The 13,894-nt window shown below is 62.3% G+C and carries 20 protein-coding genes; 14 read left to right on the top strand and 6 right to left on the bottom strand.

The features are described 5' to 3' along the window. The first annotated feature begins 78 nt into the window (after positions 1-78). From A5481_RS07530 to A5481_RS07560, 7 genes are all read left to right on the top strand, one after another. A complete protein-coding gene (locus A5481_RS07530; protein ID WP_048435888.1) occupies positions 79-333 on the top strand; it encodes a DUF6074 family protein in 255 nt (84 codons plus the stop codon). Further along, positions 330-902, top strand: a complete 573-nt coding sequence (locus A5481_RS07535; protein WP_156311991.1) for a hypothetical protein — start codon at positions 330-332, stop codon at positions 900-902. Before A5481_RS07530 ends, A5481_RS07535 begins: the two co-directional genes overlap by 4 nt. A 1,348-nt stretch (positions 903-2,250) precedes the next feature. Continuing rightward, the gene (locus A5481_RS07540; protein ID WP_048435889.1) at positions 2,251-2,529 is read left to right on the top strand and encodes a pyocin activator PrtN family protein; all 279 of its coding nucleotides are present in this window, start codon (positions 2,251-2,253) and stop codon (positions 2,527-2,529) included. Between the two features lie 88 nt (positions 2,530-2,617). Beyond that, positions 2,618-3,397 (top strand): ParA family protein, encoded by a 780-nt coding sequence (locus A5481_RS07545; RefSeq protein WP_082173332.1) that lies wholly within the window; start codon positions 2,618-2,620, stop codon positions 3,395-3,397. Then, positions 3,397-3,681, top strand: coding sequence for a hypothetical protein (locus A5481_RS07550; protein ID WP_048435891.1), 285 nt, complete (start codon positions 3,397-3,399; stop codon positions 3,679-3,681). The genes A5481_RS07545 and A5481_RS07550 overlap by 1 nt, the downstream gene beginning before the upstream one ends. 182 nt (positions 3,682-3,863) lie before the next feature. Next, positions 3,864-4,289, top strand: coding sequence for a hypothetical protein (locus A5481_RS07555; RefSeq protein ID WP_156655612.1), 426 nt, complete (start codon positions 3,864-3,866; stop codon positions 4,287-4,289). Positions 4,290-4,338: 49 nt separating this feature from the next. Beyond that, positions 4,339-5,418 carry a site-specific integrase gene (locus A5481_RS07560; RefSeq protein WP_245298630.1) on the top strand — a complete coding sequence of 360 codons (1,080 nt, stop codon included), beginning with the start codon at positions 4,339-4,341 and terminating at the stop codon, positions 5,416-5,418. 54 nt (positions 5,419-5,472) lie between these two features. Here the strand turns inward: A5481_RS07560 and A5481_RS33350 are convergent, their stop codons facing one another. Next, positions 5,473-5,811, bottom strand: a complete 339-nt coding sequence (locus tag A5481_RS33350; RefSeq protein ID WP_156312095.1) for a hypothetical protein — start codon at positions 5,809-5,811, stop codon at positions 5,473-5,475. Between the two features lie 150 nt (positions 5,812-5,961). Between A5481_RS33350 and A5481_RS07565 the strand changes: the two genes are divergently transcribed. After that, positions 5,962-6,564, top strand: a complete 603-nt coding sequence (locus A5481_RS07565) for a PAS domain-containing protein (RefSeq protein WP_048436638.1) — start codon at positions 5,962-5,964, stop codon at positions 6,562-6,564. A gap of 153 nt (positions 6,565-6,717) precedes the next feature. Here A5481_RS07565 and A5481_RS07570 read toward each other — a convergent pair whose 3' ends face one another. After that, entirely contained in the window at positions 6,718-7,980 is a 1,263-nt protein-coding gene (locus A5481_RS07570) for a glycosyltransferase (RefSeq protein WP_245239134.1), read from the bottom strand. Between the two features lie 660 nt (positions 7,981-8,640). Here A5481_RS07570 and A5481_RS32220 point away from each other — a divergent pair. Beyond that, positions 8,641-9,360 (top strand): response regulator transcription factor, encoded by a 720-nt coding sequence (locus tag A5481_RS32220; RefSeq protein ID WP_082173483.1) that lies wholly within the window; start codon positions 8,641-8,643, stop codon positions 9,358-9,360. Between the two features lie 565 nt (positions 9,361-9,925). Here the strand turns inward: A5481_RS32220 and A5481_RS34950 are convergent. Next, on the bottom strand, positions 9,926-10,069 hold the full coding sequence (locus A5481_RS34950; RefSeq protein ID WP_210179213.1) for a hypothetical protein: 144 nt from the start codon (positions 10,067-10,069) through the stop codon (positions 9,926-9,928). Between the two features lies 1 nt (position 10,070). Continuing rightward, the gene (locus A5481_RS07575) at positions 10,071-10,577 is read right to left on the bottom strand and encodes a Ros/MucR family transcriptional regulator (protein ID WP_048436639.1); all 507 of its coding nucleotides are present in this window, start codon (positions 10,575-10,577) and stop codon (positions 10,071-10,073) included. A 158-nt stretch (positions 10,578-10,735) separates the two neighbouring features. Between A5481_RS07575 and A5481_RS07580 the strand changes: the two genes are divergently transcribed. Continuing rightward, entirely contained in the window at positions 10,736-11,389 is a 654-nt protein-coding gene (locus A5481_RS07580; protein WP_048436640.1) for a hypothetical protein, read from the top strand. A gap of 2 nt (positions 11,390-11,391) precedes the next feature. Further along, the gene (locus tag A5481_RS35680) at positions 11,392-11,718 is read left to right on the top strand and encodes an HGGxSTG domain-containing protein (RefSeq protein WP_280818904.1); all 327 of its coding nucleotides are present in this window, start codon (positions 11,392-11,394) and stop codon (positions 11,716-11,718) included. Between the two features lie 147 nt (positions 11,719-11,865). Here the strand turns inward: A5481_RS35680 and A5481_RS32230 are convergent, their stop codons facing one another. Continuing rightward, positions 11,866-12,381: a BA14K family protein gene (locus A5481_RS32230; RefSeq protein ID WP_082173488.1), complete on the bottom strand. Its 516-nt coding sequence runs from the start codon at positions 12,379-12,381 to the stop codon at positions 11,866-11,868. 189 nt (positions 12,382-12,570) lie between these two features. Between A5481_RS32230 and A5481_RS33355 the strand changes: the two genes are divergently transcribed. The 3 genes from A5481_RS33355 (at position 12,571) to A5481_RS07600 (ending at position 13,617) form a co-directional block, all read left to right on the top strand. Further along, on the top strand, positions 12,571-12,819 hold the full coding sequence (locus A5481_RS33355; RefSeq protein ID WP_156312097.1) for a hypothetical protein: 249 nt from the start codon (positions 12,571-12,573) through the stop codon (positions 12,817-12,819). A 91-nt stretch (positions 12,820-12,910) separates the two neighbouring features. Continuing rightward, the gene (locus tag A5481_RS07595) at positions 12,911-13,117 is read left to right on the top strand and encodes a hypothetical protein (protein WP_048436661.1); all 207 of its coding nucleotides are present in this window, start codon (positions 12,911-12,913) and stop codon (positions 13,115-13,117) included. 266 nt (positions 13,118-13,383) lie between these two features. Further along, entirely contained in the window at positions 13,384-13,617 is a 234-nt protein-coding gene (locus A5481_RS07600; protein ID WP_048436660.1) for a hypothetical protein, read from the top strand. Positions 13,618-13,655: 38 nt separating this feature from the next. On the opposite strand, the gene A5481_RS32235 is transcribed toward A5481_RS07600, so the two are convergent. Beyond that, positions 13,656-13,894, bottom strand: a 239-nt coding sequence (locus A5481_RS32235) for a helix-turn-helix domain-containing protein (protein ID WP_082984906.1), incomplete at its 5' end; no start/stop codon positions are given.

Below are 13,894 nucleotides of genomic sequence, written 5' to 3' on the forward strand. Positions count from 1 at the left end.
CAGTCACGTGTGACAAGGCGTTAGGCGCGTTATCGTGCGCCTTCCTGGTGTTCCTCCTATCCAGCCGAGAGGTGAGAAGTGAGCGCCGAAGTCATCCCGTTCCCGAAGACGAAGAACAGGCCGTTCATTCGCAAACAGGCTGCACACGCTGCCGGGATGAGCGAGAAGGGCGGCAACAACTATCTGCGCATCCAACTCGACAAGCAGCGCGATACGATGGAGCGGCGTGGCATTGACCCCGCGATGATCGACCGCGAGATTGGTGCCATGGAAGTGGCGATCCGCGCCGAGCTTTCTCGATATGGCTCCCATCAACCCGGAGGTGCCGCGTGAGTGGCAGCGATCACGTGTACGGCCGGAAGGTCGATAAGACGGGCCGCTCAACGGGCAAGTTCGCCAGTAGCAAGACGAGAAAAGGGCACGGGCCGATCAGGGATCAATTCCTCTGGCTCGGACGAGGGATGCTTGACAGCCCTGCCATGAAGGTTGTTTCGGGGCCTGCCTTGAAGATCCTGATGCGGATCGGCCTTGAGCACCTGGCCCACGGCGGCGCGGATAATGGCCGCCTCCCCGTGACCTACGAGGACTTCAAAACCGCGGGCGTGGCGCGGAGCACGATTGCCCTTGCGCTGGCCGAGTTGATAGCTCTGGGCCTCATCGAGCGCACCGACGCGGGGCGCATGGGTTGGGGTGAAGACAAAGGCAGGCCGAGCACCTACCGCCTGACTTGGATTGGCACGGCCGAGAGATTGAAGCCCACCGACGAATGGCAGCGGCATAAGTCCGTCGAGGATGCCAAGAAGGCAGTCGAAGAAGCAAGGGCGGCCGTTCACGAGAGGCGCAAGGCGAAGCGCGGCACGGAGCCCCTGCCACAACCCGCCCCCAAGGCCCTCGCAGGGTAATGCGTGAAGGATTTTAGCCCGATCCACATTTTGGACCATTCCCGGTCCACATTTGTGGACTGCGATGAGGGCAACGCACTACAGCGCTCCTGTGCAGAACAAACCCGGTTTCCGGTCCACATTTTGGACTACTATCTATATCTCCGGGGGTCAGGGGGAGCGGGGAGAACGAAACGAGATAGCTGCACGCTTGCGCCGCCGCATCGCAATACGCCCCTCTCACGCCTTCGCCAGGGTGCCTGACATGCCCTCTCGCCCGCCTGAGAAGCCCTCGAACCCCGGCGGCTCCCCTCCTCGGCATCCTGAGCGCCTGGAAGGCGGGTGCCTCCTCTACAGGCTGCCATTCCGACCCCGGATCGTGCGTCCGGCAGACCCCACGGGCATCTAACCAGGCATCCTTCCTCAAGCGGGCGCTCAACGGCTGTCCAACGCCCGTTGGCCCGAACCGTTGATGCTATTGGGTTTTCGGCACCGCTCATCGGCACCGCTCACCCGTGCCGAGTTCGAAACCAGTTCGGAACTCCTTCCGAAGCAGTACCGAATAGGTTCTGAAGCGGCGCTCGCCTCGTGCTCTTGCCCGTCAATGGTTAGCCGTTGCATTCCGGTTGCGGATTGGTCCAGGAGGATTACGGTAGCGGTCGCGTGCTGGTATGGGGGCGGCATCGGACGGCAACTGTCCAATTTGGACGCTCAGTCGTCTTAAGCGTCTTGGTCGTCTGAAGCGTGAAGATCCTGCGGATTTGCCGCTGCTGTCCCACGATGTCCCCGGAGACAATCGGGACAGGACCAGGGGTGATGGTCAGGTGCCCTGCCAGTGAGATGCCAGTGACCGCCGCTAAGCCATTGATCGGCAACGATCGGGGCAAAGCAACCGGTTCGGTTTGCTTCTCGGTTGGGTTCTGTCACCACCGGAAAGGCCTGCCGGTGGCTCGGCACTACCGGAACAGGCTTCCGGTGGCAGCAGTCAGGCTGATGCTTCCTCGGCCGGCGGGATCAGTCGAAGCCCAACGAACTGAGGCCACTTCACAATGATGGTTCTGCATACCCGGCAGCGAGCATCATCGCGGCTTTCGATCGAGCCGTCGGCCGTCACCTCATACGCCGCTCTGCAACTCGGGCAGGTCACGTGGTCGCCGGGCTTGAGATCGCGGGTATCCATGTCTGCACCGCCTTCCGGTCGCGCAAGGCATTCGCCATAACACGAACGCCACGTTGGACCGTCACAGCCCGTCCGCGGTGTCACGTGATGCCTGCCGGTTGAGAGGTGGCTTATGGCGCCCCTTATCCCAGGGGTTAACCCCTCCCGTATCTGGAGGGATCTAGCCGAGACGGCCCCGGGAGACCGCTCATGAATACCGCCTTCCTCCTCATGGCGCAGTATGGCGGTGCGGCAGTGATCCCGATCGATGCCGTCTGCCGGGACTACTTCTGGCACCTGAGCCCAGACAAGCTCGTCAGGAAAATCTCAGCCGGCGAGATCGCGTTGCCGCTGGTCCGCATGGAGGCGAGCTACAAGTGCGCCAAGGGCGTACATCTGGTCGACCTGGCGCGATGGATCGACGAGCGCGCCGAGGCGGCGCGCAAGGAATGCCAGCAGCTTGCAGGCCGGAAGCCCGAGAGCGCATAGCTATCCTGCTATCAGGATCCCTAGCCTGCACGCTCGCCTGCTTGTGTGATTGCGCTTAATCGTGATCCATCGCGGTCACGCTCCCGTGATGCTGCGCGGGCTCACTCGCTGGCAATCTCGCGTTCACGATCCTGGGGCATCATTCGAGCTTGTTGACAGCCGAGCTTGTGGGCTCGATTGGCTCGCATCCTTCGATCTCGACCGCGTGGGGGCTCATGTGCATGTGATCGCGATAGCGGCCCGAAAGGGCGGCGTAGGGAAGACGACGCTGGCGATGCACCTGTCTGTCCTGGCATCGGCGCCGGGGCGGCCGGCGCTCCTCCTCGACACGGATCCGCAGCACTCGCTTGCCTGGTGGCACCGGCTTCGGAAGGAGGACGAACCGAACCTCATCGAGGCCGATGCGCGCGAGTTGCCGGACATCATCGAGGCGGCCCGCCGGGAGGGGTTCGGCCGCGTCATCATCGATACGCCTCCGCACGCCGAAGACAGCATCTTGAACGCGATGCGGGTCGCTGATCTCGTGGTGGTGCCAACCCGGCCGGGGCCGCTCGATCTCGCCGCGGTAGCGACGACCCTCGAACTCGCGCACCGGATCGGCAAGGCGCCGCTCGCCGTCCTGAACCACTGCCCGCCCCGCACGGGCGCGGCCGAACCCGCGATCGTCACGGAGGCCAGAGCGGCGCTGTCCAACATGGGCGCCGCGGTCGCGGCTACGGCGGTCGCCAACCGGGTGAGCATGTCACACGCGATCCTGACCGGCTCGACGGTCAACGAGCACGAGCCCGGCGGGAAGGCGGCCGGCGAGGTTGAGGCGCTGTGGCGCGAGATAGAGGCGGCGCTGCCGCGCGAGACGGAGACCCGGTGATGTCCAAGCGCCCGACCCTCGACAGCCTGAGCAGCCGGTTCGCTCGCAAGGATGCCCCGGCCGAGCCCGCCGCCGCGGTGCCTGCCCCTGAGCCGGCCGCTGCCGAGCCGGAGCCCGCGCCTGTCGCCCGAGCCCCGAAGCGGGAGCAGCGGGTTCAGATCCTCACCCGGATCGATGCCCCGACCCGCAAGCGGCTGAAGCTGATCGCCGTTGAACAGGACCGGACCATCCAGGAGATATGCGAGGAGGCCATTCGGGATTTCGTCACTCGGCACAGCCGGTGAGCAAGCTCCCCTGATGGGGAGAACTCGCGCCAGCTTGCTATCAAGCCCGCATGATCCCTTGCCTGCGTATATGAATGGGCGTAACTTTCGATAAGCGTCATTATCGAAAGTTTCAGGCGGGCGCGGTCGCAGGGTCGGTGATGAAACAAAGCCAAGGCTATCATTCATCCGCGGGCTCCAACGTGGTAGGCTCGCCCCGCCTTGCCGGGGAGTTGCCGGCGCGCTCCCCCGATCCGGGGACCGGGCGTGCCGGCGCTTCGGCCCCGAGCGCCGCCAGCCTGTTCCGCGAGATGTCCGAGGAGGCGTGGCAGCACGTCGAGGCGATCACCGCCAAGGCCCCGCCCAAGCCCGAGTTCGGCTCACCCTGCAACGGCTGCGGCTTCTGCTGCGCGGCCGAGCCCTGCGGCGTGGCCCGTCAGTTCGTCCCGGGCGCGATCGACGGGGAGCCGTGCCCCGCGATGGAATTCGAGCACGGGCGGTTCTGGTGCGGCATGGTTCGCCGGCCGGGGCACTACCTGAGCCTCCCTGCCTGGGGCGACGAGGAGATGGGCGCCATGATCGGGGACGCGCTCGGGACCGGGAAGGGATGCTGCGCCGATGTCGGGTAACCGGCGGCCTCACTCGCCACAGCCTGAGGCAAGTCGCCAGCTTGGCGACTTGATCCCGGCCGAGCCGGTCTCCGCGACCTTTGCGCTCGCCGAAACGGGCGAGCCCACGGGTCTGCCTGCCGAGTATGCAGACGAAAAGTTTTCGTCTGCATTGCCGGCGAGCGCCGCGGCGTCGCAAACCTCCACCCGCCTCCCCGCCGAAGCCGCCTCCATCGTCGAGGCGTACCAGCGGGCGAGCAAGGCCGATGCGACCGTGCGGGCCTACAGAGGCGACGCCGCGGCGTTCGAGGCCTGGTGCGCCCGCTACGGCTTCCGGCCGCTGCCTGCGAGCCCTGAGGCCGTAGCTGGCTTCCTGGTAGCGGAGGCAGAGGTCGGCCGGGCCGCCTCGACGATTGGCCGGCGGTGCGCTGCGATCCGGTACGCGCACAAGCTGGCGAAGATGCCGGACCCGACAGACGATGAGGCGGTGCGGGCCACGATGAAGGGCATCCGACGGAAGGTCGGCACCGCACCCGATCAGAAGGCGGCAGCAACCGCCGACGTGCTGGCCGCCATGCTCGCGCACGTTCCCCAGACCCTCGCCGGTAAGCGGGATAGAGCTCTACTCGCCCTCGGTTTCGCTGGCGCGTTCCGCCGATCGGAGCTTGTTGCCCTCGACGTGTCGGACCTGCGCGAGGATCCCGAAGGGCTCCGGGTGCTGGTGCGGCGATCGAAGGTCGACCAAGAGGGCGCTGGGTTCGAGAAGGCCATTCCGCACGGCCGCTTCATTCGGCCGGTTGCCCTGCTGCGGGACTGGCTCGATGCGGCGGGGATCACGGAAGGGCCCGTGTTCCGGCCTGTGTCGCGGTCGGGCAGGGTTCGAATGACAATGCGGGATACCAACCCCGCCCGCCTCACCACCCAAGCTGTCGCCGACATCGTGAAGCGGTACGCCACCGCGGCCGGACTCGATGCCTCGACGTTCGGGGCTCACTCCCTGCGGGCCGGCTACATCACGACTGCGGCGGAGCGTGGGGCGGATCTCGCTCGCATCATGGATCAGTCCGGGCATCGCGACACCCGGACCGTCGTTGGGTACATCCGCCGGGCGAACGCCTTTAAGGGGCACTCGGGAAGCGGGTTTCTTTAGAGCGCACAGCCAGAGTGAGTGCCATAAAGACGATCAGGATGGCTCATCCGAATGTCAGCGAGTTAGGTGCATCGCGAGAAGGTAGTCGATGAGCGCGACAAGCGCTTCATGCTGAGGGGTGCCTGCTCCGCGCGTGAGGAAGCTCGAGATGCTTTCCTCGGTCGTTCGCTGCCCTGCTGCTGAACCGCATGTGCAGCGAACGACGGGTAGATCCCGTGTATCAATTGTTAAGAGCCAGCGCGTGCCATTCTCGCTTGTGTGCAGAATGTGAGGATGAGCAGGTGTATTGAAGAAATCTGCAGAAACGCCGAGCACGTCAGCTATTTGTTGCAGGCGCCGCGGGCTGACGGAGGAAGGGAGAGGCTTTTCGGATGGAACCGATGCTGCGCTCATCAGGGCCTCCTATCTGGTCGGCAGTCTATACGTTAGGGTAAGCTATCTCTCACTGTCGCCCCTCTCTCGTGCGTGTCAATCACATATGGAACAAAGGTGTTTCGATCTCAGTAGGTTCGGCAAACTTGGCAGGCGTCGCAGGATTGAGACATGCAGCACCAGGTCACCCGATCCGTACTCGCCTTCGTGCCTGACGCTCTGAGTGCCTCTCAGGTTGGCACTTGGACAACCGACGTCATCAACGATCGCACCGTCTGTGATGCGGCGGCGGCTGCCTTGTTCGGCGTGGATCCCAATCTGGCGGCCGAAGGCCTGCCGCTTGCTGCATACGCTCGGGTGATCCATCCCGACGATCGCGCCGGCTTCCACGACAAGCTCAACCGCGTGCGGGAGCATGGCGGCTTGTTCGTCGTCGAATACCGCGCGTTTCCCGCTCCCGGCGATCGGCGTTGGGTGCTTGCCCGAGGGCGCTACGAGCGTGACGATCGGACAGGGGGTATGACCGGTCGGGGGATTGTCATCGACATCACCGAGAGCAAGCTCGACGGACGGGCGGAGGACCGCGCGTTCTTTATTGCGGAGGAGGATACCGAGACCCCTCTCGAACGTGCGGCTGCGTGTGCCATCCAGACGCGGCAAGCCATCGACGAGTTTGATGGGCCGGAAGGGCTCGGGTTGCGCCGTTCGGTTGACGCACTGCTCTTGGCGCTTGGACGCGCTCTCGCCCGCCGCGTCGGTGCTTCGGAGCCTTAAGCGATCCCGGCGCCACTTCACACAGCTGAAGTTGGCACAGATCTCCGTTTAGACAGCCGGGTTATGGTCCCTGGTGCTCTGTTCAGGGTGGTTAGTCTCGGTGGCTCGATGTCAGCAGGTATCTGCACGATAAGTATTTTGGGCTCGCCCAGCTTAGGATGCCATCCCATCGATGGCCTCGCAGGCGCTCGTGATCCCATTCACCTCCGACATCTGGATTTGTGCCTGACGGCAAGCGTCTGACACCGCAGCGGAACGTATCAGCTCGTCGATCACGCGCCGCGCCCGGCGGACGCTGAAGCGCCAGCGGCTAAGCGAAGCGCCAACTCCGAGTTGCACTACTCGCTGCGCCTCGTCGGCGTGGTCGAACGCCACCGGCACGATCAACTGCGGGCAGTTAGCCGCTAGTGCCTGGGCTACCGTACCGACGCCCCCGTGATGGATCAGCGCCGCGCAGGCAGGTAGTAGCTGGCTCAACGGCGCGTAAGGGACGTGCAGTACCCCAGGTGGTAGGTCGGCGGGGATCTCGTCAGCCCGGCCGGTCAGCAGGATGCCTCGCCGTCCCGAGAGCCGGCACACCTCTGCAGCAGTGCCGAAGAACGACTGCGCGCCAGCCATTGCCGAGCCGTAGGTGAAGACCAGCGGCGCTGATCCCGCGTGCAAGAATGCCTGGAGGCTCGGCGCTAGGCGGGCGGTGTCACCGTAGGTGTCCGCAAGTAAAAAACTGACCTGTCGGATCTGCTCCGGCCAGTCTTTTTGCGGCTTAGCGTACCAGTCGGGAACAGCAAGAAGTACTCGTTCAGGGCTATGCCACCAGTTCCTTAGGCGTTTTACAGGGGCAAGCCCGAGCTTGGTCCGGAATGCGTTGAGCGGCGGCAGCACAGAGGGGTCAATGACTAACTTATCAGCACCGCGACTGAGCCCATGGCGCCAGCGAGCCGGCAGCAGGTTGGGCAGCGGCAGACCTGGCAATCGTGGTGGCGCAAAGCGGCTCTCGACGAGCATCGGCATCAGGTGAAGCGTCGTCAGAGACAGCCCAAGTCGTTCTTGCGCTACCCGGGCTCCGAGCGCGAGAGTGGAGGCGACCACAAGATCTTTTCCTGGGCAGGCCTGCGTCTCCAGCCAGCGATAGGTCGGTTCGATCGCCTCTGCGATCGCCTTGAACATGATGCGAGCACCCCGGATCGGGCGCCACAGCGCTTGCTGCCTTACCACTCGCTCGAAGTCGGCTGATGTGCCGATGGCGTAGAACGACAGGCCAGCCCGAGCGGCAAGGGGCATGAACGGTTCGGGGGCTGCAAGATATACCTGATGGCCGCGTGCCTGAAGCGCTGCGCCGAGTGCGATGACGGGGAGAATGTCCCCATGAGTGCCAAGAGCTACGAGGAAAACACGGCGATTTTCGTCGATCATCATGGTCGTACCGGGATGCAATGAAGACAGCGCCAGCGTCTTCGAAAGATAGACCTCTGAGTTCGTCTCATTATCTTTCCGTTATTGATGGCGTGTAATGAACGAAATTGATCATTGTCAATTGAGAATACGCAGTATATAAGATAGCAGAAAAATTTTGTAACAAAATAACAATTGTGAAAAAATTAGAATAAGCCTGATATTAAATGTTCAATATATCAGACTGCAGCGATCGGCGGCGGGGCCTTCTTCGTTCCCCGCCACATTAGCTTTCGATAATGACGCCTGTCCATGGCAATGCCAGGAGAAGCACGGCTGTCGTGATGCGGAACGCCGGCAGCCGTAGCGAGCCGGACGAGTTTTCGACCGACCCCTTGTCCCGGCTCGCCCCATCCAGATCACAAGCCGGTGCCTCACTGCCTACGGCTCGTAGGTCCTATCGTCAGGCGGAGTAGGCTGGCTGGCGTGGCGGCTACGTTAGAAGCGAAAAATTGTCTGCACCGAGGCCGCGCCCAGAGCAATGTCATTTAGCACTTTTCCCAAAACGTTCGATCTATGACCGCCATAAAAACTTATAATTTATTAATGCTACTTATTTTGGTGATGATACACATGCATGACAGCAGCAACTTATCTGTAAATATAACCATAGGATTATAGATTATGCCTATAAATGACGATATGAGTAATGACAAAAATTTATCTTTCGAAGAACCTAGGGATTTTACGATCACATCGTCGAAAAATATTGATATAAATTCATCAATATATGTTATTGAGAGTCGTAAGATGCTTCGCGATTGCCTTGAAAAATGCTTGATGAAGTCATTTAATGACCAAACCATAATGTCGTTTGCATCCATCGATGAATGGGATCGGTCGAAAACATTATGTAGGGAAGGAGACATCATTATCCTATGCTGTGATGCGCTCGAGACTCCTCAAGCCGAAGAGGATCGTAATGATCTTCTTTCTCGCTCCGGTATCGAGGCTAGGTTTGTGCTTTTGTGCGACAGCGAAGATTTAGCTGGCGTCGTTGAACAACTGAATAAGGGCGTACACGGCTATATCCCGACCAGCGTCAGTCTCAAGGTGGCGATTGAGGCCATACGAGTGGTACAAGCTGGAGGAATTTTCATCCCCTCTAGCTGCGTATTCCAACATTGCGAACCTGTTGAGCCTGTAACGCCTCGCAGCCAATTCACTCCACGCCAGAGCGCGGTGCTAGAGCAGCTGCAGACGGGCCGGTCGAATAAAATAATAGCATTTGAGCTAAAAATGAAAGAAAGCACCGTCAAGGTTCATGTTCGAAATATCATGCGAAGACTCGGCGTCACAAATAGAACAGAAGCTGTTGTTCAGACACATAAAAATAATTATTGATACTCAAAAATAAAACCATATAATAATTTATAGGAAATAAAAAATGTCAAACCGAAGAGAATTATATAGAAATCCTAAGGGGGATTGTTGGTACCTAGGGCGAGAACCGGTGGATGGTAGAACTTTTGTTATCCATCAGCCCAACGGTCCGTCAGGTAGCCGTCTGCGCCATATCGAGCTAGGAGCTTTCCTGAGCGATGGAAGCGGGAAACCAGAGCAACAGGCTTTGCTCCGCTTGATTGGCACTCTTGTTGACGTCCCGCCGTATGCAGACGACGCCTGAAGACTGCACAGCCCGAGTTGCGCTGGCAGGCGTTGCTCGTGCAACTCGCAGCCCTCGACGCGCTGTGTACCCACGGCTCGCGGTGGATCATGGTCCGCAGCGCAAGTGAGCCAGATGCTTGCCAGGATTGCAGGGTAGCGGCGGGCCGGGGCGTTCCCTCCAGATGGAGACCCGGCCCGCCAGCCTCGCTGAAGGGTGATCGGAACAGCAAGGCACCTGCGCTTAGCAGTGAAGCCGGGCGGCGACACAGACATCCGTTGGGTTGTGACGTGACGAGGAAGCCTACCGGAACGGGGTGGGGATCACGTCCTCAAGCGCGAAGAAGATCCCCACGAGCGCGATCACGAGGCCCGCCACGATCAGGCTCAGAGTTCGGAGCGGCAGGGTACGCCCAGTTCCCTGCCGCCATGGGTTGAGCAGGCTCACTTCACTCCGCCGAGGCGGTTTCGACCTTCTTCGGCCTGCCGCGCCGCGCCGGTGCAGCAGGCTCGCCCGCCTCAGCTTCCGCCTTGCGCGCAGTTGCCCGGTCGCGCCGGATCTGTCCGAGACCGAGGCTCTTGGCGAGTTCGGAGCGCTGAGCGGCGTAGGTAGCCGCCACCATCGGGTAGTCGCGCGGGAGCCCGAACTTCTGGCGGTACTCGTCCGGTGTGTAACCCTGCGAGTTGAGGTGACGCTTCAAGCTTTTATACGGCTTCCCGTCGAGGAAACTCGTGATCGCGTCGGGGGTAACCGACTTCCGGATCTGCGCCGCGGTAACCTTGTGATCCTCCTCCGGCGCGGCCGCCGGCTGGCCGAGGCTACTCAGAGACGCATGCACGGATGTGATCAGTCCGGGCAGCTCGGACGTTGGGACATTATTCCTCGTGACGTAAGCGCCAACGATGCTGGCGGCTAGACCGATAAAATCGGCGTCGTGCTGTGCGACGTCATCCATATCTGAGACCCTAATTATCCGTTCTTCTACGGTTCAAAGGTAAGGCGCATCAGGGCGGATGGGTCAAGTTTTATTGTGATAAAATCAGCATCGTTCCATATGAACGGTGCCGCGGCTATGCTATGTAACGCATCAGATTGTACAGTCACGAGGCATCAATGACCCGGCGCCGTAAGTCCGGAGACGATCTCCTTGGCGTGGCTCGCATCAAGGCCGAGGAGAGAGGCGGCCCGTCAGGCATCGCCGATCGGTACGAGGAGGCCGCTCGTGCGCCCCTGCCGGTCGATGCACGCCGCGCTGCCGGCGGCGAGCTGATGCCGGCCGAGGACTTCGCAGAGAATACCCTGCCGGCGATCCTCGACACCCTGGCGAACCCCGATGCCGTCGCAGCCGATGCCAGCCGTGATCGGCTCGACCTCGCCAAGAATGCCGGCTCCCTGGAGATGGCCCTCGACACGGCCGACAGCATCCAGGCCGCCGATGGGCTCGAACGGATGCTCGCCCACCAGCTCGCAACCGCCCATGTTGCGGCGATGACAGCGGCAGCCCTGATGCAGCAGCAGATGACGGAGGCCAGCCGGTCGCTCGGGTCTGCCCGCCAGGCGGCGTGCGTCGAGGCTGAGCGCATGTCCCGGGCCTTCGTGCGCCTGACCGGCTCGTATCAGGCCGGGATGCAGACCTTGCAGCGGATGCGCTCGGGCGGGCGACAGGTCGTCGTGGTGCAGCACAACCACATCGGCGAGGGCGCTCAGGCTGTGGTGGCTGGGAGCGTGACCGGGGGGCCTCGGTCCCGCAAGCGGGTCGGGGGGTAGGGGTGAAATCAGACGACGCACCCCAAGAACCCAACTGGCGGGCCGCCCTCGACAAGGCGCGGCAGGCGCCCCGGTGCGGGGCCCGCACCCGCTCAGGGATCGCCTGCGCGGCCCCTGGGATGCCGAACGGGCGGTGCTACCGGCATGGTGGCGCCAGCACGGGCGCCAAGACCCCTGAGGGCCGGGAGAGGGCCGCACGGGCGAACTGGAAGCACGGGCGGTACACGGCCCGGGCCATCGCACTCCGGCGGATGATCGCGAAGGCGGGTCGCGACCTGGAGGAGATGATCCGGGCGACTGAAGCCTTGATGGATAGTCGGCAGAATTAAACGCAGGCAGAGTTCTGCCGACGGTAGCAGGGTGCCGCACGGCAACCGGGCTGGGCGCGGCTAATTCATTGTATCTGCAGACCTTATAAGAATGCCCAGCAAGCCGGGTTCGGCCGCTGGGCTTCGGGCATTTCTTGGTCAGTGAGACTACGGGCAGGAATGCCTCTGCCCATCGTTGCCGAGATAGGTGCCGCTGGCCCTGTCATAGGACCGGAAGCGCTGGATGCAGTAGCTCACCTGATCAGGATCGGATGTGACGTCGGTCGCAGCAGGTGCATAGCCTTCGTCGAACCCGCCGTATCCAGCCGGAGCATAGCCACCACCGTAGTACCCGGCATCGTAGCCGCCGTACCCGTAGCCGAGCCCCCCAGCGGCCAAGCCAAGTCCGAGACCCACGCCTAGCCCGGCAGCTCCGTACCCAAAGCCCCGTCCGCGGTAGTAGCCGCCTCGATTGCCGGCGTACCCGCGCCCGCTAAAGCTGCCAACGGCAGGACGGACGCCACCAGCTGCGACGGCACCGCCGCCACGTTGACCACCGACAGCAAGCCCCGAGCTGCCAGCAGCGCCACGGAAGCCGCCTCCACCGGGACGCGCATCGGCTGTCGCTGGGAGGAGAGAAAACGCAGCAGCCACGGTTATTGCAGTGAGGAAAGCATGTTTCATAGGATTTGTCCGTGGTGAGAGAAGCCTCTCAGACTCAGTGAACTTCCCCCGGGTGCTTTCGGTCCATGCGCGCGACAATTCCGCTTGCCAGGAGAAGTAGCGCTGAACTGCTTAGCTGAGGAGCATATGCCGGCGCCTGCCGGCTCTGGATCCATTCTCATGCGTTGCCTCGTAGCAGAGGACCGCCACATGACCGATTTTCAGAACGAAAGAGCCGAACTCGCACACGCCGATCGGCACATCGAGGATGCAAACCGGCGTGTTGGTAGGCTGATTGAACGTATTACGGAGAACAAAGCTAAAGGGTGGGACACCATGGAAGCCGAGAGATTGCTCTCTCTGATGCACGAGGTGCTGGACCAGTGGCACGCATACCGGCAGGTCGTCCTAGTTGCGATTGCACGGGGTGGCCGCCAGGGCTGGAACCCAGCCAGCTGAGATCGCCCGCAAGCTGATCACCACTTCATGAGAATGGGTCCGCACCGCTTTGGCTATGGTGTGACCACGTGGAGCCTGGCATAGCGCACCCATGGCCAACGAAGTCCCGCACCCCTACTCCATCGAAGTCTCACCATTGCCCAAGCCGGAGGGGCACTTCCAGTGGGCGATCCGCCGGAGCGGCAAGTTGATTGAGCGGTCCGACCGACCCCATCGCAGCGAGGCCAAGGCCTTCGAAAGCGCCATGGAGGCTGTCGAGCGGGCCATGAAGCCGGGAGCCGATGGCGGCCGTCGCTGAGCGCGCAGCCAGCCAGCGCAATCCGGGCAAGGGATCTCGCCTTCGTTACCCGGCTCGGCGCGAATTGCCCTCAGAGCCTCAAGGACGGCGTTTCGTGGTTCAGGCAGGGCCTACTACCGGAAAGTGTCGGAAAACGCCTGTAGCGCCTCCGCCGCGGATTTCTGGGGTATGCGCAACGCGATCTGGTGCGGGTGGAGAAGCATCCGAGCAGCACGAAAGAGTGACGTGGACTCGATTTAATCGTGGCACAGGCATAGGCTAGCGGGATGATCGCCAGCAACTCTCTTGCCGACGCCCTGCCGCTTGTCGCCGCGTTGGCTGAGGAACTCGCCTTCGCGCTGACCTCCGACCTGATGGCTGAGCAGTATCGAAGGCCTGGTCCGGCACTCGACCAACTCGCGGCTGCCAAAGCCTTCCTCGACCGGCATCAGCACCCGATAGGGCCGAACGCGCAGGAGGCGGTTGAGATCGCCACAGCGCAAGGCGGCTTGCCCAGCTAGACACCGGAGCACGGCTAAAGCCGTAGCGCGAACTCAAATCATCCGTCCTTCGGGCCTCCCCGTGATGCCGGCATGGCGTCGATGAACGCTTCCAGATCGACACGGCGGATAAGGCGGACGCCATCCAGCTTCCGAGCCGGTAGGCGCCCTTCGCCGATCAGATCCCAGACCTTCGTCTTGCTAACTCCGAGAAGCTTCGCCGCCTCCTCAACCCGGTAGGTCAGCCGATCAGGCGCCAGCGCCGGACTCGGCTCAGGTCTTGTCTGCGGCGACGGTG

Origin of the sequence: Methylobacterium platani, assembly GCF_001653715.1 — a bacterium.
GTDB classification, from domain to species: Bacteria; Pseudomonadota; Alphaproteobacteria; order Rhizobiales; family Beijerinckiaceae; genus Methylobacterium; species Methylobacterium platani.

What these genes read in the sequence shown, in the direction of transcription:
- A5481_RS07540 (WP_048435889.1), top strand. Translation starts at nt 2,251, where the DNA reads ATGAATACCGCCTTCCTCCTCATGGCGCAGTATGGCGGTGCGGCAGTG.
- A5481_RS33350 (WP_156312095.1), bottom strand. Translation starts at nt 5,811, where the DNA reads ATGAGCGCAGCATCGGTTCCATCCGAAAAGCCTCTCCCTTCCTCCGTC.
- A5481_RS07565 (WP_048436638.1), top strand. Translation starts at nt 5,962, where the DNA reads ATGCAGCACCAGGTCACCCGATCCGTACTCGCCTTCGTGCCTGACGCT.
- A5481_RS32220 (WP_082173483.1), top strand. Translation starts at nt 8,641, where the DNA reads ATGCCTATAAATGACGATATGAGTAATGACAAAAATTTATCTTTCGAA.
- A5481_RS07550 (WP_048435891.1), top strand. Translation starts at nt 3,397, where the DNA reads ATGTCCAAGCGCCCGACCCTCGACAGCCTGAGCAGCCGGTTCGCTCGC.
- A5481_RS07545 (WP_082173332.1), top strand. Translation starts at nt 2,618, where the DNA reads ATGCTGCGCGGGCTCACTCGCTGGCAATCTCGCGTTCACGATCCTGGG.
- A5481_RS07570 (WP_245239134.1), bottom strand. Translation starts at nt 7,980, where the DNA reads ATGATGATCGACGAAAATCGCCGTGTTTTCCTCGTAGCTCTTGGCACT.
- A5481_RS07580 (WP_048436640.1), top strand. Translation starts at nt 10,736, where the DNA reads ATGACCCGGCGCCGTAAGTCCGGAGACGATCTCCTTGGCGTGGCTCGC.
- A5481_RS07575 (WP_048436639.1), bottom strand. Translation starts at nt 10,577, where the DNA reads ATGGATGACGTCGCACAGCACGACGCCGATTTTATCGGTCTAGCCGCC.
- A5481_RS33355 (WP_156312097.1), top strand. Translation starts at nt 12,571, where the DNA reads ATGACCGATTTTCAGAACGAAAGAGCCGAACTCGCACACGCCGATCGG.
- A5481_RS32230 (WP_082173488.1), bottom strand. Translation starts at nt 12,381, where the DNA reads ATGAAACATGCTTTCCTCACTGCAATAACCGTGGCTGCTGCGTTTTCT.
- A5481_RS07595 (WP_048436661.1), top strand. Translation starts at nt 12,911, where the DNA reads ATGGCCAACGAAGTCCCGCACCCCTACTCCATCGAAGTCTCACCATTG.
- A5481_RS07600 (WP_048436660.1), top strand. Translation starts at nt 13,384, where the DNA reads ATGATCGCCAGCAACTCTCTTGCCGACGCCCTGCCGCTTGTCGCCGCG.